Genomic DNA, 21,782 nt, shown 5'->3' with positions numbered 1-21,782 from the left:
ACGCGAATGAGACCAGGTCAGAACCGGCGTATGCGCGGCCGTAACAATAACGGCAACAACAACGGCAATCGCAAATCTCCAAATCCGCTGCAACGTAGCTACGAATCCAACGGTCCGGACGTAAAGGTCCGGGGCACGGCGCAGAATGTCGCCGAGAAATATCTGCAGCTTGCGCGCGACGCCCAGTCTTCTGGGGATACGGTCGCGGCCGAGAGCTATTTCCAGTATGCCGAGCATTATTATCGCATCCTGCTAGCGGCGCAGGAGCAGATGGCCCAGCAGTTCGGCCATTCCTTCCCGCCGAACCGCGCCTTCGTCGAGGATGCGGATGAGGGTGACGAGGAGGGCGACGAGGAGGCCATGTCGTTCCAGCCCGGCACCGGGCCGCAGCCCGAGATTCGTGGGCAGAACGGCTATGTCGGCCCCAACGGCTACAACGGCCATGGCGGCCAGCGGGCTGAGGGCGAGGGCGGCGAGGGCCAGCAGCAAGGCGGCCAGCGCTTCGATCGCCAGAATCGCCGCGAGCGTTTCAACAACGACCGCCGCTTCGACCGCCAGGACCGCGGCGAGCGCCGTTTTGATCGGAATGCGGAAGGCAATCAGGGCGCTCCGGGCGGCTACGCACCGCGCCCCGACGCGCCGCGTTCCGATATCCCGGTCGCCGGCGAGGGCTCGGCCGAGGTTGCTCCCGAGCAGCCTCAGGGCGAGCGCCGCTTCGAGCGGGCCGAGCGTCCCCAGCGCGAGCGTCGTCCGCGCCGCGAGCGCGAGATCGAGGCGGATGCGGGCGAGGATGTCGCCGCGGCCCTGCCGTCCTTCCTGACCAACCCCGTGCGCGTCTCGGCGCCGGAGCCGGTCGAGGCAGCCCCGGCCGAGCCGGTGGCGGCTCCGGTTGAGGCGGCTGCGGAAGTCGCTGCGGAGGCGGCGCCCAAGCGCACCCGCCGTCGCCGCTCGCCGCGCGAGGTCATGGACGCGTTGGGTTCTGAGACGGATGGTTCCGCCGAGTGAGTGGCGGAGCTTGCTGACAGCTTTGAAAAAGGGCCCGCAAGGGCCCTTTTTTATTGGTCTGCGCTCTCAGGCGATGCCGAGTTCGACCGTCGCTTCCGCCGGCGTCAGCACGTCGCCTGCCTGTAGGCTCCCGCCGGCGACGATGCGGCAATAGATGCCGCAATCGACATGGCCGTAGTTCTGCATCAGCGCCTTCGGGATCTGCATGTCGCGCGCGCCGGTCTCCGGGTCGACATTGGTCGCCGCGCAGCGCTCGATCCGCTTGATCACATGCAGCCGCAGGCCATCCGGCCCGTCGAGATCGCGGCCAACCAACTCGTTCTCTGCCCAGGGCTCGAGACCGCTCACCATCAGATTGCCGCGGAAGCGCAACGGATCGACTGGCCGCCCGAGGCGTCTTTCGAGATCGGCAACGCTGGCGAGATTGATGATCGAGACGAAGCCGGAACGGGAATCGGTGAAGCGATAGGTCGAGGGCGCCGTCAGCAGTTTCGGTTCGCCGCGCAGCTCGTCGGGCATGAAGCCCTCGAAGAAGCGCGTGATCGCTGCCCTGCCGTCATCACTGGCGGTCGCTGCACGCAGCACTTCCCGGCCTCCCTCGTGGATGACGAGATCTCCGCTCGCATCGTCATAGCGGCTGCGCAGCCGGGCCAGCGACTCGTTGCGCATCAGCATCAGGTATTTGATCTTCGGCTGATGCAGAGGTTCGGCCGGGTCGAAGCCGGAGGGGCCGTTCTCGATGGCGAACAGCCGGTCGCCGGGAAAATAGCCTTCGGTGGGCAGGTCGGCGCGCTGAAGCGGCTCCGGCGAGAGGCCTTTCACAGGGTAGCGATAGAGCGTTTCGATGCGCATGGTCCGACCTGAGCAGGCAAAAGATGGCGGACCATAGCCTTGCCACGCCGTCCTGACAGATCAAATCTTGTATCCGTTTCGATCAATCCGCCGGCATGGGAACCGGTTTTGGGCATAGCCGACGCTGCATTAGTCGTCTTCGCCGTCGCTGACCGAGCGTTGGCAGCCCCAGCCGGCGAGCACGGCGTCGGTCTCATCGGCGACGAAGAAGCGGGCGGCGTCGCGGTCATAGCCTTCGGACAGCAGGCGTTCGTAGTCGGTATGGACGTGGCGGACATGGCTGCCGAGCGCGAGCCAGAGCGCGGTCGAAGGCGGCAGGTCCTTCATGTGCCGCCGCTCGGCCAGTGTGACTACAGCCTCAGCGTCGGAGAGCGGGATGCCAGGCGCAATCGCCCTCAACGCCCGACGAATCGCCTGCTGTCGCTTGGTCCCGGCCATGCCCGATCTGGGCCTGGCGCTTGCGTCAGGTCAATTGTGGCTCGCCACCTCTTCCGTTGCGCCAATGTCACACTATGTTGGAGAGCGAGGGGCGGCTTATTGTGGCGCCCCATCTTGATGAAAGGGCAGCGGAGCACGTCGCCACGGGGCGCGTTCCGCGGGCGGAGTGATGTGAATGAACATTGAAAAATATACGGATCGTGCGAAGGGCTTTCTTCAGGCGGCGCAGACGATCGCGTTGCGGGAGGGGCACCAGCAGTTCACGCCCGAGCATTTGCTGAAGGCGTTGCTTGATGACAACGAAGGCATGGCGGCGGGCCTGATCGATCGGGCCGGCGGCCAGTCGCGCGTCGCGTTGCAGCTTGTCGATCAGGCGCTGGCGAAGCTGCCGAAGGTGTCGGGCGGCTCGGGCGGCCTCAACCTGACGCCGGGCTTGGCCCGCGTCTTCGACACCGCCGAGAAAGCGGCCGAGAAGGCCGGCGATAGCTTCGTCACGGTTGAGCGGCTTTTGCTCGCTCTCGCGATCGAGAAGGACACCGAGGCCGGCAAGGCCCTGTCCAAGGCCGGCGTGACGCCGCAGGCGCTGAACGCCGCCGTCGAGGCGATCCGCAAGGGCCGCACCGCCGATTCCGCGTCCGCCGAGCAGGCCTATGACGCGCTGAAGAAATATGCCCGCGACCTGACCGCTGCGGCGCGTGAGGGCAAGCTCGATCCGGTGATCGGCCGTGACGAGGAAATCCGCCGCACCATCCAGGTGCTGTCGCGTCGGACCAAGAACAACCCCGTCCTGATCGGCGAACCCGGCGTCGGCAAGACCGCCATCGCCGAGGGCCTTGCCCTGCGCATCGTCAATGGCGACGTGCCCGAGAGCCTCAAGGACAAGGAACTGCTCGCCCTCGACATGGGCTCGCTGATCGCCGGCGCGAAGTATCGCGGCGAGTTCGAGGAGCGGCTGAAGGCTGTGCTGACCGAGGTTTCGTCCTCGGATGGCGGCGTCATCCTGTTTATCGACGAGATGCACACCCTCGTCGGCGCCGGTAAAACCGACGGCGCGATGGATGCGTCCAACCTGCTGAAGCCGGCGCTCGCCCGCGGCGAACTGCACTGCATCGGCGCGACCACGCTCGACGAGTATCGCAAGTATGTCGAGAAGGACGCCGCGCTGGCGCGGCGCTTCCAGCCCGTCTTCGTCGACGAGCCGACGGTCGAGGATACCATCTCGATCTTGCGCGGCCTGAAGGAGAAATACGAGCAGCACCACCGCGTCCGCATCAGCGACTCGGCACTGGTCTCGGCCGCGACGCTCTCGAACCGCTACATCACTGACCGCTTCCTGCCCGACAAGGCGATCGACCTCGTCGATGAAGCCTCGGCGCGTTTGCGCATGCAGGTCGATTCCAAGCCCGAGGAGCTGGATTCGATCGACCGCGAGATCGTCCGGCTCAAGATCGAGCAGGAGGCGCTCAAGAAGGAGAACGACGCCGGTTCGAAGGAGCGGTTGAAGCGGCTTGAATCCGAACTGGCCGATCTGGAGGCGCGCTCCGACGCGATCACCACCAAGTGGAAGGCCGAGAAGGACAAGCTCGGGCAGGCGGCTGAGATCAAGACCAAGCTCGACAACGCCCGCAACGAGCTCGCCCAGGCCCAGCGCAAGGGCGAATACCAGCGGGCGGGCGAGCTTGCCTATGGCGAGATCCCGCAGCTCGAGAAGCGGCTGGCCGAGATCGAGGAGAAGGGCGAGAGCACCGGCATGGTCGAAGAAGCCGTGACGCCGGACCATGTCGCGCAGGTCGTCAGCCGCTGGACCGGCGTGCCGGTCGATCGCATGCTCGAGGGCGAGAAGGAGAAGCTGCTGCGCATGGAGGAGGTCTTGGGCTCCCGCGTCGTCGGGCAGCGCGAGGCGGTGGAAGCGGTCTCGACCGCGGTCCGTCGCGCGCGCGCCGGCTTGCAGGATCCGAACCGCCCCATCGGCTCCTTCATGTTCCTCGGCCCCACGGGCGTCGGCAAGACCGAGCTGACCAAGGCGCTGGCCGCGTTCCTGTTCGACGACGACAGCGCGCTCGTGCGCATCGACATGTCCGAATACATGGAGAAGCATTCGGTCGCCCGTCTCATCGGCGCGCCTCCCGGCTATGTCGGCTATGAGGAGGGCGGAGCGCTGACGGAAGCCGTGCGGCGCCGGCCCTATCAGGTCGTGCTCTTCGACGAAGTCGAAAAGGCGCATCCGGATGTCTTCAACGTCCTGCTGCAGGTTCTCGACGACGGACGCCTGACCGACGGGCAGGGCCGCACGGTCGACTTCCGCAACGTGCTGATCATCATGACCTCGAACCTCGGTTCGGAGTATCTGGTGAACCAGCCCGAGGGGCAGGACAGTGATGCGGTTCGCGACGAGGTCATGGGGGTGGTCCGCCACGCCTTCCGGCCGGAGTTCCTGAACCGGATCGACGACATCATCCTGTTCCACCGCCTGCGGCGGCAGGACATGGGCGCGATCGTCGACATCCAGATGGCCCGCCTCGCGAAGCTGCTCACCGACCGCAAGATCACGCTCGAGCTCTCCAAGGAGGCGCGCGAGTGGCTGGCGGACAAGGGCTACGACCCCGCCTATGGCGCGCGCCCGCTCAAGCGCGTGATCCAGAAGTCGGTGCAGGACCCTCTTGCCGAGGCCATCCTGGCCGGCGAGATCGTCGACGGCGAGACGGTGCCTGTCACCGTCGGGCCGGGCTCGCTGATGCTCGGCGAGGTCCCCGCCGTGAAGGAGAAGCGGCCTGCGGGCGTCGCGCTGAACTGACGTGGTTGGCTTCCTTCTCCCCATCAAAGTCGGCTGTTGCCGACTTTGACACCCAAGATTGCGCATCTCGGGCAAGCCCGAGATGGGGGGAGAAGGTGCCTGCAGAACACACGGATGAGGGAAGGGTCGCGCAAGCGGCCCTTTTCTTTTGGTCGAAGCGCTGCCCTCATCCGTCAGCGCTGCGCGCGCCACCTTCTCCCGCCCCATCTCGGGCTTGCCCGAGATGGGCAGCTTAAGATGTCAAAGTCGGCAACAGCCGACTTTGATGGGGAGAAGGATTCACCCCCGCTTCAGCAGGAACACGGCCTGCGCGCCGAACAGGTTCCAGAACCACCAGGGGGCGTTGACGCCGACCTTGCCGCCGGCGGCGTCGAGCGCGACGGCGCGCTCCTTCTTGGCGCCGATCACTTCGCAGAGCGCGACGAAGTCCCGGATCGTGCAGAAATGGATGTTGGGCGTGTCCCACCATGAATAGGGCAGGGCGTCTGTCACCGGCATCCGCCCCTGGAAGAACACCTGGCCACGCATGCGCCAATGTCCGAAATTCGGGAAGGAGACGATGGCGTGCCGGCCGATGCGCAGCATCTGCTCCAGCACAAGCCGGGGATTGCGCGTCGCCTGGATCGTCTGGGAGAGGATGACGTAGTCGAAGCTGTCGTCGGGATAGTCGGCGAGGTCGGTGTCGGCGTCGCCCTGGATCACCGACAACCCTCGTGCCACGCAATCGGCCACGCCCTCGCGGGAGAGTTCGATGCCGCGCGCATCGACTCTCCGGGTTTCGGCGAGCAGCGCCAGCAGCGCGCCGTCGCCGCAGCCGACATCGAGCACGCGCGTGCCCGGCTGCACCATCTCGGCGACGAGCTTCAGGTCGATGCGGTTGGTCTGGTTGTCGGGGAGGGTCATGGCGGTCAGCTCGTCATGCTCGGGCTCGCCCCTCGTCATTCCGGGGCTTCGCGTAGCGAAGAACCCGGAACCCACGGCTGGGCTCGGTCTTATGCAGCTGCAACGGGAGAGGGCTCACCCGGTTGTGGGTTCCGGGTTCGGCCTTCGGGGCCGCCCCGGAATGACAGAGGGCGGCACTCATCACAGGCCCCGTGCCCGGGCGGCCGCACCGATGAAGCCGCGCGTCGTGGCGAAGAGATTAGGCTCTTCCAAAAGGAAGGCGTCGTGCCCCTTGTCGCTTTCCAGCTCGACGAAGGAAACCGAGGCACCGGACGCGTTCAGCGCGTGCACGATGGCCCGGGAATCAGCCGTCGGGAACAGCCAGTCCGAGGTGAAGGAGGCCACGCAAAAGCGCGTCTTGGTGCCGGTGAACGCGCGTGCCAGCACGCCGTCATGGTCGGCAGCGAGGTCGAAGTAGTCCATCGCGCGCGTGACGTAGAGATAGGAATTGGCGTCGAAGCGCTCGACGAAGCTCAAGCCCTGATGGCGCAGATAGCTTTCGACCTGAAAATCCGCGTCGAAGGAGAAGGTCGGCGCCTCCCGGTCCTGCAGCTTGCGGCCGAATTTGCGGTGCAGCGCCTGCTCGGAGAGATAGGTGATGTGCGCGCCCATGCGGGCGACCGAGAGCCCCTTGGAGGGCCGTGTGCCCTCTTCGAGATAGCGTCCCTGTCGCCAGTCAGGATCGGCCATCACCGCCTGCCGGCCGACTTCGTGGAAGGCGATGTTCTGGGCCGAATGCTTGGCGCCGGTCGCCAGCGGCAGCGCCGAGAACACGCGGCCCGGATAGCTCGCCGCCCATTGCAGCACTTGCATGCCGCCCATCGAACCGCCCGCGACGCAGAACAGCGTGTCGATGCCAAGCGAGTCGACCAGGGCGGCTTGCGCCCGCACCATGTCGCGGATGGTGACGACCGGGAAGGACAGGCCCCAGGGCTTGCCCGTCGCTGGATTGGTCGAGGCCGGGCCGGTCGTGCCGGTGCAGCCGCCGATCACATTGGCTGAGATCACGAAGAAGCGGTCGGTATCAACAGGCTTGCCCGGCCCGATCATCGCGGTCCACCAGCCGCCCTTTCCGGTGATCGGGTTACGGCTCGCCACATATTGGTCGCCGGTCAGGGCATGGCAGACCAGGATCGCGTTCGACCGAGACGCATTCAACTCACCATAGGTCTGATAGGCGATCTGCCAGTGGTCGAGCACCACGCCGCAATCCATCAGCAGCGGCGTGTCGGGCCCGAAGCGCGCGACCGGGCTCGAAGGCTCGTTCGCCTCCTTCAGCGGGTCGGCCAAGCTGGGGGAAAGGTCGCTCATATCGTCCGTTTCGGCAGAATGATTTGTCTTGCCGGTCCAAGTGTTCGGAAAATCGAACCCTAGCGATGCCGTGCCCTGACGCGTCTGTCAACGCGGGACTGCGCAGCCGGCTTTGCCAAGGCGTAGCGGGAGCGCTAAGGAGCGTGGCAACTCCTAAAGCCCTCATCCTGAGGAGCCGCGGAACGCGGCGTCTCGAAGGATGATCCAGCGGGTTCCGGCACCTCCTGGAGCATCCTTCGCGACGCAGCCTTGCGGCTGCTCCTCAGGTGAGGGTTCACAGGTCCTCGTCGAGAAGCGCACCCTGCTGCCATGACCGAAGCCGCCCCCACGACCCTCGCCGATCTGCGCTCCGAGATCGATCGCATCGACAGCGAGATGCATGCGCTGCTGATGGAGCGCTCGCAGATCATCGAGACGCTGATCTCGGTCAAGAAGACGCAGGCCTCCGGCTCCGCCTTCCGCCCCGGCCGCGAGGCCGACATGATGAAGCGCCTCGCGCTGCGCCATAAGGGGCTTCTGCCACTCGACACGGTCGAGAGCATCTGGCGCATCATCATCGCGACCTTCACCTATGTGCAGGCGAACTACTCGGTCCACGCCGATGTCTCCGGCGGCGACCCGGCAATGCGTGATTCCGCCCGCTTCCATTTCGGCTTCACCGTGCCTTTCGTCCCGCATGAGGATGCGCGCGCGGTCATTCACGCCGTCGCCGAGTCGGCCGGCGATCTCGGCATCTTCCGCATGGATCAGGGCGCCAGCGCCGGCATCTGGTGGCGCGATCTGATCGGGGCGGACAAGCCCAAGATCATCGCACGTCTGCCCTTTATCGAGCGGCCGGATCATCCCGCCGGCACGCCGGTCTACTGCATCGCCAAGCCGCTGACCGATGCCGCCGTGCGCGAGATCGTGCTCTATGCCGCCCGCGTCGAGCGCTGGTCCGAGAACCTGCGACACGGTCTCGCCGAGCATCTGGCCGAGGTCTCGGCCTCCGCCGCCGACGGCTCGCATCTGTCGCTGCTGGTCGCTGCCTCCGGCGAGGTCGACCAGGCCGTGATCCGCGAGGCCCTTGTGCCCGCCGGCCTCAGCGATTTCTCAGAGGTCGGCAGCCACGCCGCCCGTTTCGCCGTCAAATCTGCCCGCTGAACGGGCCCGAACCGCTTCCCGCTGCAAGGTCAATCATCATGGCGACCGCCTCCCGCCCCGTTCCCCGTCCCGGCGTCCTCGACATCGAGGCCTACGTCCCCGGCAAATCCGCTGCGCCTGCCGGTGTGAAACTGCATAAGCTGTCCTCCAACGAGACGCCGCTCGGCCCGAGCCCCAAGGCCATAGCAGCCTTCGAAGGCCTCGCCGCCAAGCTGGAACTCTATCCCGATGGCACGTCGACCAAGCTCAAGCAGGCGATCGCCGGCCGCTACGGCCTCGATCCCGCGCGCATCATCTGTGGCAACGGCTCTGATGAACTGCTCGAACTCGTCACCAAGGCCTATCTCGGGGCGGGCGACGAGGGCATCTACAGCCAGTACGGCTTCCTGGTTTACCGCATCGCCATCCTCGCCGCCGGTGGCAAGCCGGTCATCGTGCCCGAGAAAAATTACACCGCCGATGTCGATGGCATTCTCGCCGCGGTGACGCCGAAGACCAAGATCGTCTTCCTCGCCAATCCCAACAACCCGACCGGCACCTATCTGCCCTTCGACGAGGTCAAGCGCCTGCAGGCCGGCCTGCCGCCGCATGTCCTGCTCGTGCTCGACGCGGCCTATGCCGAATATGTCCGCCGGAACGACTACGCTTCCGGCATCGAGCTCGTCGCCGAGAGCGAGAATGTCGTGATGACCCGCACCTTCTCGAAGATCTACGGCCTCGCCAATCTGCGCATCGGCTGGATCTATGCGCCGGCTCATATCATCGATGCGCTCGAGCGCATCCGCGGCCCGTTCAACGTCAATGGTGCCGCGATCGAGGCGGGCGCCGCCGCCGTCACCGACGAGGCTCATGTCGCTGCCGCGCTCGAGCACAACGAGAAATGGCTGGCCTGGACGACGGCGGAGGTCGAGAAGCTCGGCCTCATCGTCACGCCTTCGGTCGGCAATTTCATTCTCATCCACTTCCCGAAGACGCCAGGCAAGACCGCGAAGGAGGCCGACGCCTTCCTGACCCAACGTGGCCTCATCCTGCGTGCGGTCGGCGGCTATGGCCTGCCGGACGCGCTGCGCATGACCATCGGTTCCGAGGAGGCGAACCGTCTCGTCGTCGCCGCGCTCGCCGACTTCGTCGCGGCCAAGGCGTGACGCAGATGGCGGAAAGCTTCGCCCCGCGTCGGTCCGAGCCGATCTTCGCCCGCCTCGCCATCATCGGCATCGGGCTGATCGGCTCTTCCATCGCGCGGGCGGCGAAGGAGCTGAACCTCGCCGGAACGATCGTGCTGTCGGATCGGGATGAGGCGGTGCGGACGCGGGCGCGCGAACTCGATCTCGGCCATGCCGTCGTCGAGACGGCGGCCGAAGCAGCTGCCGACGCCGATCACATCATCCTCTGCGTGCCCGTCGGTGCCTGCGGAGCGGTTGCCGAGGAGATCGCGCCGGTTCTGAAGCCGGGCACAGTTCTCTCTGATGTCGGCTCGGTCAAGGGCTCGGTCGTCGACGCCGTCCTGCCACATCTGCCGGAGGGCGTCTCCTTCGTGCCGGCCCATCCGGTCGCGGGCACCGAGAATTCCGGCCCCGATGCCGGCTTCCCCAGCCTCTTCCTCAACCGCTGGTGCATCCTGACCCCGCCCGAGGGCACCGATCCGAGCGCGACCGCCAAGACCCGCCAGCTCTGGGAGGGCATGGGCGCGCTGGTCGAGGTGATGAGCGCCCAGCATCATGACCTCGTGCTCGCCGTCACCAGCCACCTGCCGCATCTGATCGCCTACAACATCGTCGGCACGGCCGAGGATCTGGAGGCGGTGACGCAGTCCGAAGTGATCAAGTTCTCGGCTGGCGGCTTCCGCGACTTCACTCGCATCGCGGCATCCGACCCGACGATGTGGCGCGACGTCTTCCTGCACAACAAGGAGGCGGTGCTGGAGATGCTCGGCCGCTTCAACGAGGACCTCGCTCTGCTCACCCGCGCGATCCGCTATGGCGACGGCGAGACCTTGCACAAGCACTTCACCCGCACCCGCGCGATCCGCCGCGGCATCGTCGCGCTCGGTCAGGAGAAGCCGGAGACGGAGAAGCTGCGCAAGGATTGACGTCTGCCGCACGATGCCGTGTGGAGGCACTGTGCATGACGTCGAGATTGGCTTGCCAAGGCCGGCGCCTGCTGGTACAGCGCCACCCATTGCCGCTTTAGCTCAGCTGGTAGAGCACCTCATTCGTAATGAGGGGGTCGGGGGTTCGAATCCCTCAAGCGGCACCACTTTCATATCCGCTGGCGCTCGCCGGCATTCAGAAACCGGCCAAAGCGGCCGGTTTTTTCGTATCTGGCGGTTCGCCCGCTTATCACGCTGCGCCGCTGCTCATTGTCTCGCCGCGCGGGCCCGGATCGCGGCCTCGTCGGCGGCCTGCTGGCGCTTGAAGGCGGCGATGTTCTCCTGACCCGCACGCATGTTTTCGGCTGCGCGCCCGTCCTGCATCATGTCGTGGCCCTCCTGCAGCACATCCATGGTGCAGCCGGCAGTGCGATTGCAGGCCCTCGCCGGCGGGGAACCGACGGTCAGGTAAATCGCCGCGCCAGCCGCCGCTATCCCGGCAAGGGTGAGGATTTTTCTATCCATGTGGCGGGCTCCACGCCGAGGCATTGAACACGGCAAAGGCAAGTCCGTTCCGCCGGTGCTCGCGCACGACTTGAACGCGTGCCGCGGCTTCTCGTCACGCGCGCTGAAAACATCGATTGGCCTAACGAATACTCCGATCTTGAGAAGCCGGAACCTGTCCCCAAGGACAATACGCCGCCCTCTCTCATTGTGCTGAATTTGGCGGCCGGCTGGCGCCTCACGGATCGTGCAACCTGAGGGAAGGATTCACGATGGCCTCTCCAGTTCAGGAACCGCACACCATCGACCACTTCTTTTCGGCTCCCTCGGGCCGGGCCGACCGCTGGCGGGATCTCCATTCCGCCGCGCGCTCCTGGTCGACAGGTGGCAAGAGCCGCCGGGCGGTTGAGGTTGCGCTGAATGAGCTCGGCGTCATCGAGGAGTTTCATGCATTCCCGGGGGCGGAGCTGCTCGCCGCGCTGCGGGGCCTCCTGCAGAATGACGACGCCACTGGTTTCCTGTCGCTGGCCAAGCGCATTTCGCTCGCCATCATCACGAGCAATTACAAGCATGATCCGAAGGAATGGCAGTCGGCCGACCTGTCGCTGGCGGAGCCGGTGGATGTCATCCCGTCATCGCTCGGAGACAGCGCGGCGCAACGTCCGTATTTCGAGATGTTGATGGTGACGCCCGCGCCTGCGGGGCGCTGGCCGCATATCGCCGCGGAGTTTCGCCGCCTGAGACGTCCCGAGGATGCGTTCGTCTACGAAGTGGTGCTGGTCGGCAGTCTTGAAGATGCGATCTGTGCGGCCGTGCTGAACACGAATATCGCCGCGGTGGCCATCTATGAAGGCTTCGCACTCAGGTCCCGGCATGACGCCCCGATCCTGCGCAGCGTGCTCGCTGCCCAGCAGCCCCTGCTCCGTAACGCGGAGGAGGCTGATATGGCCTTGCGCCTCGCCGCCGGGCTGAAGGCGATCCGGCCCGAGCTCGACATCTACCTGCTCTCCGATCGGCGCGTCGAGAAGCTGGCGGGCGATCCGCGTGCCGCGATGATCCGGCGCGTGATGTATCAGGTCGAGGAACCGCTGGAGCTGCATTTGTCGGTGCTGGAGGGCATCAAGGCGCGCTACGACACGCCCTTCTTCGACAATCTCAAGCTCTATGCGCAGAGGCCGATCGCCACCTTCCATGCGCTTCCCATCGCGCGCGGTAAGTCGGTGTTCCGCTCGCCCTGGATCCGCGACATGGGCCAGTTCTACGGCATCAATCTCTTCCTGGCGGAGAGCAGTGCCACCACGGGCGGCCTGGACAGCCTGCTGGAGCCTACCGGCAACATCAAGCGCGCCCAGGACATGGCGGCGCGCGCCTTCGGTGCCGACCACGTCTTCTTCGTCACCAACGGCACCAGCACGTCGAACAAGATGGTTCTGCAGGCGCTGATCGCGCCCGGCGACATCGTCATCCTCGATCGGAACTGCCACAAGTCGCACCATTACGGCCTGGTGCTGAACGGCGCGCAGCCCTTCTATGTCGAGGCCTTCCCGATGGCGGAATACTCGATGTACGGCGCAGTGCCGCTACGCACCATCAAGAAGGCGCTGCTCGACCTGAAGGCGGAGGGGCGCCTGGATCGCGTCAAGATGGTCGACCTGACCAACTGCACCTTCGACGGCCATATCTACAACACCCGGCGCGTGATGGAGGAATGCCTCGCCATCAAGCCGGACCTGATCTTCCTCTGGGACGAGGCCTGGTTCGGCTTCGCACGCTGGTCGCCCTTCCTCAGGCCGCGGACGGCGATGGGGGCGGCGGCCGACATCGAAGCCTGGATGGAGGATCCCGAGGCCGTCGACCGCCATGAGCGGCAGCGCAAGGAACTCGGCGCGGCACCGTCCGTGGAAACCCTGCTGGACACGCGCCTCATTCCCGATCCGCGCGCCATACGGCTGCGTGTCTACCAGACCAGTTCGACCCACAAATCCATGTCGGCGATCCGGCAGGGATCGATGGTGCTGGTCAAGGACGTCGACTTCCACAAGATCGAGGCGCAGTTTCACGAGGCGGTTTTCACCCATGCCTCGACCAGCCCGAACCAGCAATTGATCGCCAGTCTCGATGTCGCCCGCCGGCAGATGGAGCTCGAGGGTTACGGGCTGGTGATGAACGCCATCGAGGTGGCGCTCGACATCAGGCGGGAGATCGCCATCCACCCGTTGATCTCCAAATATTTCAAGGTCGTCGGCGCCGATGGGATGGTGCCCGCCCAATACCGCACAAGCGGCTTCGTCGATTTCCTCGCTCCCGAGACGCGCTGGGACGATCAGTTGCGCAGCATGCGCGAGGATGAATTCTGCCTCGACCCGACGCGCATGACCCTGGTTTGCGGCACGGCGGGCTTCGATGGCACGTCGTTCAAGGGCTTGCTGGCTTCCGAGTACAACATTCAGGTCAACAAGACCTCGCGCAACTCGGTGCTCCTCCAGTCCAATATCAACAATACACGCAGCGACGTCGCACTGCTGATCAGCGTCCTGCTCAAGATCTGCAACGAGATCGAGACGCGCCTGCGTCAGGGCGGCGAAGGCGAACAACGCGCCTTCGAAGCCCGTGTGCGCAGCCTGATGAAGGATGTGCCCGAGCTCCCCGACTTCAGCCGCTTCCATGAAGCCTTTCGCGGCGATGCCGGCAAGAATACGCCGGAAGGCGATATCCGCACGGCGTTCTTCTGCGCCTATGCCGAGGACAAATGCGAGTATCTGCCGATCGACAGCCCAGAATGCGATCGTCGCATCGACAAGGGCCCGGCGCTGATCTCGGCCAATTTCGTCATCCCCTACCCACCCGGCTTCCCGATCCTGGTGCCGGGCCAGGTTGTTACGCATGAAACGATCACCTTCATGCGCAAGCTCGATGTGAAGGAGATCCACGGATACGAGAAAGCAAAGGGTCTCAAATTGCTGAGACCGGACGCGCTTTCCGCCAAACAGGATGTGAATTCCGAGAAGGGAAACAAGAAGGCGCGGGCGGCCTGAGGGACGGCCGCGCCTGAACGCCAGCAATTGGGGGAGTGAAATGTTCGACTGGTTCGCTGCCACCCTGAGAAGCTACCCGGAGATCTCGCTCTTCCTGTCGCTGGCGATCGGATACTATGTCGGCGGCTTCGCCTATAAGGGCTTCAGCCTCGGCGCGGTGACCTCGACCTTGATCGCCGCGGTGATCATTGGACAGCTCGGCATCACGATCTCGCCCAATGTGAAATCGACCTTCTTCCTGATGTTCCTGTTCGCCGTCGGCTACGGCGTCGGGCCGCAGTTCGTCCGCGGCATTGCCAAGGACGGCGCGCCGCAGGCGATCTTTGCGGTCGTCGTCACCGTCTTCTGCCTCGCGGCTCCCGTCGCGATCGCGAAGATCGCAGGCTATCATCCGGGCTACGCCGCTGGCCTTTATGCCGGTTCTCAGACGATCTCGGCCTCGATGGGTCTGGCGACCGACGCCATCAATCGCCTCGGGCTGTCACCCGAGCAGACCAAGGAATACCTCGATGCGATGCCCGTCGCCTATGCGGTGACCTACATCTTCGGCACCGTCGGTTCGGCCGTCATCCTCGCCCAGCTCGGTCCCAAGCTGCTCGGTATCGATATCGCCAAGGCCTGCCTGGACTACGAGGCCCGGCTTGGCGGCGGCAAGGAGATCGGCGGCCCGGGCTCGGTGTGGCGGCGCTTCGAACTACGGGCTTTTCGCCTGCGCGAGGGCGCCAGGGTCGCCGGCATGCGCGCGGCGGAAGCCGAGGCGCTCGTGCCGGACGCACGCGTCTTCGTCGAACGCATCCGCCGCAACGGCGTCATCGAGGACGCGACCGCAGACACGATCCTGCGGGAGGGTGACATCATCGCTCTCGCCGGCCCGCGCGAGACGCTGGTCAACCTGATCGGCCAGAATGCCGAAGAGGTCGAGGACCCCGAACTGCTCGATCTGAAGGCCGAAGGCGTCGATATCTATGTCACCAGCAAGGAGGCCGACGGCAAGACGCTGACCGAGCTCTCCCGGATGCCGACCGCGCGCGGCGTCTTCCTCCGCAAGGTCGTCCGCGGGGCGACCGCCGTCAGCATCCCGATCCTGCCGGAAACCCCGATCCATCGCGGCGACATTCTGACCGTGGTCGGCCGCACCCAGGACATCGCCGCGGTCGCCAAGACCCTGGGCCACGCCGACCGGCCGAGCGACGTCGCCGACGTCGCCTTTATTTGTGGGGCGATCGTATTGGGCGCGCTCATCGGAGCCCTGGTGTTCAAGGTCGGAGGCGTCCCGCTGACGCTGTCGACCGCCGGCGGCGCGCTGATCTCCGGCCTCGTCTTCGGCTGGCTGCGTTCGGTGCACCCGACTTTTGGCCGGATCCCGAGTTCGACCGTCTGGTTCATGAATTCGGTCGGCCTCAACATGTTCATCGCCGTCGTCGGCATCTCGGCAGGGCCGGGCTTCGTCAAAGGCCTGCAGACGCAGGGCGTCGGCCTCTTTCTCTGGGGCGCATTGGCGACTGCCATCCCGCTGATCCTGGCGATGTTCGCCGGCAAATACGTCTTCCGGTTCGATCCGGCGATCCTGCTGGGCGCCTGTGCTGGCGCCCGCACCACGACGGCCGCTCTCGGAATGATCTGCGAGACCGCAGGCAGCCAGGTTCCGGCGCTCGGCTACACCGTCACCTATGCGGTCGGGAACACGCTTCTGACGATCTGGGGCATGGTGATCATCATTCTGATGACTTGACCAAACGAGACGAAACCATCCGATTTCAGGCTCATATCAGGGGTTTGCCATGGATCCTGTCACTCTGCGGAGCTTCGAGAAACTCAGCCCCTTCGAGATCAAGGACGAGCTCATCCGCCTTGCCAAGCTGACGTCGCAGAATTCGTCCATCGCGATGCTCAACGCCGGCCGCGGCAACCCGAACTGGGTGGCGATGACGCCGCGCGAGGGCTTCTTCCTGCTCGGGCAATTCGCGATCACCGAGAGCCGGCGCGTGATGAACAAGCCCGCCGGCATCGGCGGCATGCCCAAGGCAGACGGAATCGCCGCGCGCCTCGAGGAATGGCTGGTCGGGCACAAGGATTCTCCTGGCGCCACCTTTCTCCGCGAGATGGTCGCCTTCGCTGTCAAGAAATTCGATTTCAGGCCCGATGCGTTCGTGCACGAACTCGTCGACTCGATCATCGGCGACAACTACCCGGTGCCGGACCGCATGCTCGTCCACAACGAGCGCATCGTGCACGAATATCTGATGTGGGCGATGTGCGGCGAGCCGCGCCCTCCCGGCCAGTTCGACCTCTATGCCGTCGAGGGCGGCACGGCGGCGATGTGCTACATCTTCAAGTCGCTCAAGGCCAATAGGCTGCTGAACCCCGGCGATACGATCGCTCTGGCAACGCCGATCTTCACCCCCTACCTCGAAATGCCGCATCTCGAGGATTACGGCCTCAACGTCGTCACCGTGGCGGCGCCGCAGGAGAACCGTTTCCAGTTCACCGACGAGGAGCTGAAGAAGCTCGAGGACCCGAAGGTCAAGGCCTTCTTCGTGGTCAATCCCGGCAATCCCTCCGCTGTCGCGCTGAGCGAGGAGACGATCGCCAAGATCGTCAAGCTCGTCACCACGAAGCGCCCCGATTTGCTGCTCCTGACCGACGATGTCTATGGAACCTTCGTGAAAGGCTTCCGCGGCCTGCTCGGTGCTCTCCCGCGCAATACGATCGGCGTCTATTCCTACTCCAAATATTTCGGCTGCACCGGCTGGCGGCTCGGCGTCATCGCCATCCACCGCGACAACATCTTCGACAAGGCGATCGCGAACCATCCCGAGAAGATCCTGACGGTGCTCGACAAGCGCTACGGGCCGCTGACGCTGAAGCCGCGGGAGATGCGGCTGATCGACCGCATCGTCGCCGACAGCCGCGACATCGCGCTCAATCACACCGCTGGTCTCTCGCTACCGCAGCAGGTGATGATGTCGCTGTTCTCGCTGTCCGAGATGATGGACGAGGCCAAGCTCTATCAGAAGACCTGCATGGACATCGTCAGGTCCCGGGCCGACAGGATGATCGAGGGGTTGGGCATCGAGGTGCCCGACAATCCGCTTCACGACCGCTATTACGGGCTGGTCGATTTCGAGTTCTGGGCCAACAAATATGTCGGCCCCGAGGTCGTGGCCTATATGAAGCAGCACATCCACCCGCTCGACATCGTGTTCAGGCTGGCCGAGGACCACGGCATCGTGCTGCTCAATGGGGGCGGCTTCCATGCGCCGGACTGGTCGGTGCGCGTCTCCTTCGCCAATCTCGACGACGAGGTCTACGGCCAGATCGGCCGCGCGACGCGTGCGGTGGCGCGCGGATATCGGCAGGCCTTCGAAGCTTACAATCTCGCGCTCAAGGAGAAGGCCTGACCGTGCTGCGGCGCGGGCTTGAAGGCCGATCGGCGCCATCGAGTCGCTCCGCTGAATGCGAGAGCGCATCTGCGGGGAGGCGAGCATGAGTTTCGTCGTCGATGCGTTGCGCGGCAATCCCGAGCTCGCGATCTTCCTGACCATCGCACTCGGCTTCCTGATCGGCCGGTTCAAGTTCGGCAGCTTCAGTCTCGGAACGGTCGTCGGCTGCCTGTTGGCCGGCGTCCTGATCGGCCAGCTCGACGTCAAGGTGCCCACGGCCGTGAAAGCGGTGTTCTTCGACCTGTTCCTGTTCACCACCGGCTACAAGGTCGGCCCTCAGTTCTTTCGCGCCCTGAAGCGCGATGCGGTCCCGCAGGTCGCCCTGACGGTCCTGCTTTGCGTGGCCTGTCTTCTCACGGCTTTGGTGTTCGCAAAGCTCCTCGGCTACGACATCGGCACAGCCGCCGGCCTGCTCGCCGGCGCCTTTTCGGAATCGACCGTGATCGGGACCGCAGGTGAGGCGATCCAGCGGCTCGACCTTCCCCAGTCCGAACGGACTGCGCTGATCAACAACATCCCCGTTGCCTATGCCGTCACTTATCTCGTCGGCACCGCATCCCTGGTCTGGTTCCTGCCGAAGATCGGTCCAAAGCTGATGGGCATCGATCTCAAGGCAGCCGCCGCAGAGATGGCTTCGCAATCATCCGGGCCCGTTGCCGAGGTCGAAGGCGTGGTCTCGGCGGCGCGTCTGTTCGACGTAAGGACATATCGCGTTACGAACGAGCAGTTCATCGGCAAGACGGTGGCTGAAATCGAGGCGCGTCCTCGCGCTGTCCGCGCCTATCTGCTGCGCGTTCGTTCGGCGGGTTCGATACGGGAGCCCGAAGCCAGTCTCGTGATCCGCGCGGGAGACGTCGTCGCGGTTATGGCGCGGCAGGAGGTCCACGCTCAGCATGGCGATCTGATCGGCCCGGAAGTCAGCGATCCCGGTCTCCTCGACATCCCCATCGAGTCGCTCGACGTGGTGCTGACCAACCGCTCCCTTGACGGGCGAACCTTGGCGGAGCTTGCCGGCGAGGAGTTCGCCCGCGGCGTCTTCCTCACGCGGATGATGCGCTCTGGCCTCGCCATGCCGATCAAGCCGGAAAGTCAGGTCAATCGCGGCGATGTCCTCTCTCTGACAGGACCCGTGAACGCCGTGGAGCGAGCGGCGGAGAAGCTCGGTTATCCCGACAGGCGGACATCGGCGACCGACATGGTTTTCGTCGGGCTCGGCATTTTCCTCGGCGGCCTCGTCGGGCTTCTCAGCGTCGTCATCGGCGGCATCCCGCTGACGCTGACAGCCAGCGGCGGTGCGCTCATCATGGGGCTCGCCTTCGGCTGGCTGCGGTCGGTCTATCCCTTCTTCGGCCGCATCCCCGAACCGGCGATCTGGATCTTCGATACGCTCGGCCTATGCGTGTTCATCGGCATCGTCGGCCTCGGCGCGGGGCCGAGCTTCATCTCCGGGCTGAAGACGACCGGGCTCAGCCTGGTCGCCGTCGGCCTGGTCTCGGCCTTGCTCCCGCATACGCTGGGCATCCTCTTCGGCCGATATGTCCTGAAGATGGACCCACTGATCGTGCTCGGCGCCTGCGCCGGGGCGGGAACGATCACGGCCGCCCTCAGGGCTATCCAGGACGAAGCCAAGAGCAGCGTCCCCGCTTTGGGCTATACGGTGCCCTATGCGATCGGCAACATTCTCCTCACCGCCTGGGGGCCGATCCTGGTCGCGCTGATGGCCAGGTAACCCCGCTCCGCGTCGGCCCGCTTTGGAAACCCCGGTGCGACGGCGAAGCCCTTGGAGGCTCAGGCGAAGCGCTTCGCCCCGGCGACGCAGAGGACCACCACTCCCGTCGCTGCGATCATCGTCCAGGCGATGGGTTCATGCAGCATGAGGCCGGCGAGGAGGAGGCCGAAGAAGGGCTGCAGCAGCTGGAGCTGCCCGACACCGGCGATGCCGCCGAGCGCGAGCCCGCGATACCAGAACACGAAGCCGACCAGCATGCTGAAGACCGAGACATAGGCCAGGCCGAGCCAGGCGGGCGCCCCGATGCCCTGCCAGGAGGACGGCAGGTACAGCAGGGCGAGCAGGGCCATCGCCGGCAGCGACAGCAGCAACGCCCAGGAGATGACCTGCCAGCCGCCGAGCCGGCGCGAGAGCGCCGCGCCTTCGGCATAGCCGAGTCCACAGAGCAGGATGGCGGCGATCATCAGCAGGTCGCCGGTGAGCGAGCCGCCCTCGCTACGGGCGAGAGCGAAGCCTGCGACGGTCGCCGCGCCAAGCAGGGAGAACAGCCAGAAGGCGGGCTTCGGCCGCTCGCCGGCACGCAAGACGCCGAACAGCGCCGTCGCCAGCGGCAGCAGGCCGACGAACACGATCGAGCGGGCCGCGGCGATGTGCTGGAGCGCCAGCGCCGTCAGCAACGGAAAGCCGAGGACGACGCCGAGCGCGACGATGGCGAGCGGGCCGAGATCGGAGCGTTCCGGCCGTTTCTGGCGCAGCAGGACGAGGAAGAACGCGCCCAGCAGCGCGGCGATGACGGCGCGGGCGGAGGTGAGGAAGAGCGGCGAGAAGCCGGCGACGGCGACGCGCGTGGCCGGCAGGGAGCCGCTGAAGATCAGCACGCCGATGAGACCGCTGCCCCATCCCTTGCCGGCCCAGTCCTGCTGCATCGCCGCTGTCTTGTCTCGCATCCTCGCAGGCTTACGCAGTCTTCACTCGCCCAAACAGCGACAATCCGATACATTCGGCACAAACTGTATGGGTATGGTCATCATGACAGTTATCGGTCCGAGCGAAATCGAGGGCGGGCAGGGACGGACGGCGGCGGTGATGGCCGCCATTCGGGGCAAGCTCGCGGCTCGGTCTCTGGCCCCTGGCGACCGGCTGCCGTCGATCCGCCGTTTCGCCGCGACGATGCGGGTTTCGCCGTCGACCGTGGTCGAGGCCTATGATCGTCTGGCCGCGGAGGGCTTGATCCGCGCCCGGCAGGGCTCCGGCTTCTATGTCACCGGCAGTGGCCTGCCGCCCCTGGCGCTGACGCAGGCTGCATCGCCGCATGAGCGCGCGGTCGATCCGTTCTGGGTCTCGCGTCAGTCGCTCGATGCGGACGACGCCGCGCTCAAGCCGGGCTGCGGCTGGCTCCCGGCCGATTGGATGCCCGGCGAGGCGCTTCGCCGCGGTTTTCGCGCTTTGGCACGGGCGCAGGACCCGGTTCTCTCCGAATATGGCGGGACGCGCGGTTCGTGGGCTCTGCGCCGCCATCTGCTCGGGCGCTTCGCCGAGGAGGGGCTCGCCGCCGGCCCCGAACAGCTCCTGCTGACCGGCTCGGGTACGCAGGCGCTCGATCTGGTCTGCCGTTTCCTGCTGCGCCCGGGCGATACCGTTCTCGTCGACGATCCCTGCTACTTCAATTTCCAGGCATTGCTGCGGGCCCATCAGCTGCGCGTGCTCGGTGTGCCTTATACGCCGTCGGGGCCGGACGTCGCCGCTTTCGAAGCGCTGGTTTCCGCCGAGCGGCCGCGGCTCTACCTCACCAATTCCGGGCTGCACAACCCGACCGGGGCCAGTCTCTCGCCGCAGACGGCCTTCCGTGTCCTGCAAATCGCCGCCGCTCATGATCTCGTCATCGTCGAGGATGAGATCTTCGCGGATTTCGAGCCCGAACCGTCGTCTCGCCTCGCCTTGCTCGACGGTCTCGACCGTGTGATCCGGATCGGCAGCTTCTCGAAGACGCTCTCGGCCTCCCTGCGCTGCGGTTATATTGCCGCGCGAGCCGACTGGATCGAGGGGCTTGTCGACCTTCAGGTCGCGACGAATTTCGGCGGCCCCGGCCCGGTCGCGGCCGATCTTGTTGCAGGGGTCCTCGCAGGTGGCGGCTATCGCAAGCATATGGAGGAGGTGCGCCGCCGGCTCGCCCAGGCCCGCCGCGAGATTGCTGCCCGACTGGAAGCACTCGGAATTCTGCCCTGGCTGATGCCGCGCGGCGGCTTCTACCTCTGGTGCCACCTGCCCGCGGGGATCGATTCCGCCGAGCTCGCGCGGCTGGCTGTGGCGCGGAACGTCGTGCTGGCGCCCGGCAATGTCTTCAGCGTCTCGCAGGGCGCGTGCGGCTTCATGCGTTTCAACGTCGCCCAGACGCGCGATCCGCGTGTGTTTGAGGTATTGCAGCAGGGGATGGAGGAGCTACGGCGGGGCTGCGGCTGATCGGGCGCAGCGCCCGCGCGTGTGGGCGGCACTCGTC

Annotated in this window: 16 protein-coding genes and 1 tRNA gene; 11 read left to right on the top strand and 6 right to left on the bottom strand. The window is 65.7% G+C overall.

The window, feature by feature from the left end:
* The first annotated feature begins 30 nt into the window (after positions 1 to 30).
* A complete protein-coding gene (locus AC1DDA_RS06320; protein ID WP_476795072.1) occupies positions 31 to 1,005 on the top strand; it encodes a DUF4167 domain-containing protein in 975 nt (324 codons plus the stop codon).
* A 66-nt stretch (positions 1,006 to 1,071) separates the two neighbouring features.
* On the opposite strand, the gene AC1DDA_RS06315 is transcribed toward AC1DDA_RS06320, so the two are convergent.
* Entirely contained in the window at positions 1,072 to 1,857 is a 786-nt protein-coding gene (locus tag AC1DDA_RS06315) for an MOSC domain-containing protein (protein WP_476795071.1), read from the bottom strand.
* Positions 1,858 to 1,986: 129 nt separating this feature from the next.
* Positions 1,987 to 2,295: a DUF2293 domain-containing protein gene (locus AC1DDA_RS06310; protein WP_441510760.1), complete on the bottom strand. Its 309-nt coding sequence runs from the start codon at positions 2,293 to 2,295 to the stop codon at positions 1,987 to 1,989.
* Between the two features lie 175 nt (positions 2,296 to 2,470).
* Here AC1DDA_RS06310 and clpB point away from each other — a divergent pair, with 175 nt between their 5' ends.
* Positions 2,471 to 5,089: an ATP-dependent chaperone ClpB gene (clpB, locus tag AC1DDA_RS06305; RefSeq protein WP_476795070.1), complete on the top strand. Its 2,619-nt coding sequence runs from the start codon at positions 2,471 to 2,473 to the stop codon at positions 5,087 to 5,089.
* 279 nt (positions 5,090 to 5,368) lie between these two features.
* On the opposite strand, the gene metW is transcribed toward clpB, so the two are convergent.
* The gene (gene metW / locus AC1DDA_RS06300) at positions 5,369 to 5,992 is read right to left on the bottom strand and encodes a methionine biosynthesis protein MetW (RefSeq protein WP_476795133.1); all 624 of its coding nucleotides are present in this window, start codon (positions 5,990 to 5,992) and stop codon (positions 5,369 to 5,371) included.
* A gap of 180 nt (positions 5,993 to 6,172) precedes the next feature.
* A complete protein-coding gene (gene metX / locus AC1DDA_RS06295; RefSeq protein WP_476795069.1) occupies positions 6,173 to 7,342 on the bottom strand; it encodes a homoserine O-acetyltransferase MetX in 1,170 nt (389 codons plus the stop codon).
* Between the two features lie 309 nt (positions 7,343 to 7,651).
* On the opposite strand from metX, the gene AC1DDA_RS06290 reads away from it, so the two are divergent.
* The 4 genes from AC1DDA_RS06290 (at position 7,652) to AC1DDA_RS06275 (ending at position 10,741) form a co-directional block, all read left to right on the top strand.
* A complete protein-coding gene (locus AC1DDA_RS06290; RefSeq protein ID WP_476795068.1) occupies positions 7,652 to 8,485 on the top strand; it encodes a chorismate mutase in 834 nt (277 codons plus the stop codon).
* A gap of 38 nt (positions 8,486 to 8,523) precedes the next feature.
* Positions 8,524 to 9,630, top strand: a complete 1,107-nt coding sequence (gene hisC / locus AC1DDA_RS06285; protein WP_476795067.1) for a histidinol-phosphate transaminase — start codon at positions 8,524 to 8,526, stop codon at positions 9,628 to 9,630.
* 5 nt (positions 9,631 to 9,635) lie between these two features.
* Positions 9,636 to 10,574: a prephenate/arogenate dehydrogenase family protein gene (locus tag AC1DDA_RS06280; RefSeq protein ID WP_476795066.1), complete on the top strand. Its 939-nt coding sequence runs from the start codon at positions 9,636 to 9,638 to the stop codon at positions 10,572 to 10,574.
* Positions 10,575 to 10,665: 91 nt separating this feature from the next.
* Positions 10,666 to 10,741 (top strand) — tRNA-Thr (locus AC1DDA_RS06275).
* Positions 10,742 to 10,841: 100 nt separating this feature from the next.
* Here the strand turns inward: AC1DDA_RS06275 and AC1DDA_RS06270 are convergent.
* A complete protein-coding gene (locus AC1DDA_RS06270; RefSeq protein ID WP_476795065.1) occupies positions 10,842 to 11,099 on the bottom strand; it encodes a hypothetical protein in 258 nt (85 codons plus the stop codon).
* A gap of 251 nt (positions 11,100 to 11,350) precedes the next feature.
* On the opposite strand from AC1DDA_RS06270, the gene AC1DDA_RS06265 reads away from it, so the two are divergent.
* From AC1DDA_RS06265 to aspT (AC1DDA_RS06250), 4 genes are all read left to right on the top strand, one after another.
* Complete coding sequence (locus AC1DDA_RS06265; RefSeq protein ID WP_476795064.1) at positions 11,351 to 14,113, top strand: decarboxylase; 2,763 nt, start codon at positions 11,351 to 11,353, stop codon at positions 14,111 to 14,113.
* 40 nt (positions 14,114 to 14,153) lie between these two features.
* Positions 14,154 to 15,845 carry an aspartate-alanine antiporter gene (gene aspT / locus AC1DDA_RS06260; RefSeq protein ID WP_476795063.1) on the top strand — a complete coding sequence of 564 codons (1,692 nt, stop codon included), beginning with the start codon at positions 14,154 to 14,156 and terminating at the stop codon, positions 15,843 to 15,845.
* Between the two features lie 49 nt (positions 15,846 to 15,894).
* The gene (locus AC1DDA_RS06255; RefSeq protein ID WP_476795062.1) at positions 15,895 to 17,514 is read left to right on the top strand and encodes a bifunctional aspartate transaminase/aspartate 4-decarboxylase; all 1,620 of its coding nucleotides are present in this window, start codon (positions 15,895 to 15,897) and stop codon (positions 17,512 to 17,514) included.
* Between the two features lie 85 nt (positions 17,515 to 17,599).
* On the top strand, positions 17,600 to 19,285 hold the full coding sequence (gene aspT / locus AC1DDA_RS06250; protein ID WP_441510769.1) for an aspartate-alanine antiporter: 1,686 nt from the start codon (positions 17,600 to 17,602) through the stop codon (positions 19,283 to 19,285).
* Positions 19,286 to 19,344: 59 nt separating this feature from the next.
* Here the strand turns inward: aspT (AC1DDA_RS06250) and AC1DDA_RS06245 are convergent, their stop codons facing one another.
* On the bottom strand, positions 19,345 to 20,232 hold the full coding sequence (locus AC1DDA_RS06245; RefSeq protein ID WP_476795061.1) for a DMT family transporter: 888 nt from the start codon (positions 20,230 to 20,232) through the stop codon (positions 19,345 to 19,347).
* Positions 20,233 to 20,314: 82 nt separating this feature from the next.
* On the opposite strand from AC1DDA_RS06245, the gene AC1DDA_RS06240 reads away from it, so the two are divergent.
* On the top strand, positions 20,315 to 21,745 hold the full coding sequence (locus AC1DDA_RS06240; RefSeq protein ID WP_476795060.1) for an aminotransferase-like domain-containing protein: 1,431 nt from the start codon (positions 20,315 to 20,317) through the stop codon (positions 21,743 to 21,745).
* Positions 21,746 to 21,782: the final 37 nt, after the last annotated feature.

This window comes from Allobosea sp. 10N428 (assembly GCF_056394545.1).
Note: the sequence above shows the minus strand (reverse complement) of the source record. Positions and strands in the feature narration are given on the sequence as shown.

Bases quoted from the DNA above. Each gene is read 5' to 3' on its own strand.
- AC1DDA_RS06320 (WP_476795072.1), top strand. From the start codon at position 31: ATGCGCGGCCGTAACAATAACGGCAACAACAACGGCAATCGCAAATCT.
- AC1DDA_RS06315 (WP_476795071.1), bottom strand. From the start codon at position 1,857: ATGCGCATCGAAACGCTCTATCGCTACCCTGTGAAAGGCCTCTCGCCG.
- AC1DDA_RS06310 (WP_441510760.1), bottom strand. From the start codon at position 2,295: ATGGCCGGGACCAAGCGACAGCAGGCGATTCGTCGGGCGTTGAGGGCG.
- clpB (WP_476795070.1), top strand. From the start codon at position 2,471: ATGAACATTGAAAAATATACGGATCGTGCGAAGGGCTTTCTTCAGGCG.
- metW (WP_476795133.1), bottom strand. From the start codon at position 5,992: ATGACCCTCCCCGACAACCAGACCAACCGCATCGACCTGAAGCTCGTC.
- metX (WP_476795069.1), bottom strand. From the start codon at position 7,342: ATGAGCGACCTTTCCCCCAGCTTGGCCGACCCGCTGAAGGAGGCGAAC.
- AC1DDA_RS06290 (WP_476795068.1), top strand. From the start codon at position 7,652: ATGACCGAAGCCGCCCCCACGACCCTCGCCGATCTGCGCTCCGAGATC.
- hisC (WP_476795067.1), top strand. From the start codon at position 8,524: ATGGCGACCGCCTCCCGCCCCGTTCCCCGTCCCGGCGTCCTCGACATC.
- AC1DDA_RS06280 (WP_476795066.1), top strand. From the start codon at position 9,636: ATGGCGGAAAGCTTCGCCCCGCGTCGGTCCGAGCCGATCTTCGCCCGC.
- AC1DDA_RS06270 (WP_476795065.1), bottom strand. From the start codon at position 11,099: ATGGATAGAAAAATCCTCACCCTTGCCGGGATAGCGGCGGCTGGCGCG.
- AC1DDA_RS06265 (WP_476795064.1), top strand. From the start codon at position 11,351: ATGGCCTCTCCAGTTCAGGAACCGCACACCATCGACCACTTCTTTTCG.
- aspT (WP_476795063.1), top strand. From the start codon at position 14,154: ATGTTCGACTGGTTCGCTGCCACCCTGAGAAGCTACCCGGAGATCTCG.
- AC1DDA_RS06255 (WP_476795062.1), top strand. From the start codon at position 15,895: ATGGATCCTGTCACTCTGCGGAGCTTCGAGAAACTCAGCCCCTTCGAG.
- aspT (WP_441510769.1), top strand. From the start codon at position 17,600: ATGAGTTTCGTCGTCGATGCGTTGCGCGGCAATCCCGAGCTCGCGATC.
- AC1DDA_RS06245 (WP_476795061.1), bottom strand. From the start codon at position 20,232: ATGCGAGACAAGACAGCGGCGATGCAGCAGGACTGGGCCGGCAAGGGA.
- AC1DDA_RS06240 (WP_476795060.1), top strand. From the start codon at position 20,315: ATGACAGTTATCGGTCCGAGCGAAATCGAGGGCGGGCAGGGACGGACG.